We start from the raw sequence: 224 nt of genomic DNA on the forward strand, positions 1-224 counted from the left end.
GTCAGATGTGTATAAGAGACAGCCTCGTAAGCCGCCTGGGCCGAGTTGATGATCTGGAAAAAGCAGATGGCGTCGATCTGCACCGTGGCGTTATCGGCGGTGATCACTTCCTGTGGCGGAATATCCAGCACGTTTTCCATCACGTTGAGCTTGCGGCCGACCTTGTCCMTCACCSGCACGATGATGTTCAGGCCCGGCTTGAGGGGTGTCTCTTTTACACAWCT

1 protein-coding gene is annotated in these 224 nt (G+C 55.2%); it reads right to left on the reverse strand.

Going from position 1 to position 224, the window contains the following annotated elements; translation table 11 throughout:
- On the reverse strand, window positions 1-224 hold a 224-nt coding region (locus tag ACQ4LH_RS21200; RefSeq protein ID WP_430698974.1), incomplete at both ends, for an SPFH domain-containing protein.

Source organism: Pseudomonas peli (assembly GCF_050563605.1).
GTDB classification, from domain to species: domain Bacteria; phylum Pseudomonadota; class Gammaproteobacteria; order Pseudomonadales; family Pseudomonadaceae; genus Aquipseudomonas; species Aquipseudomonas peli_A.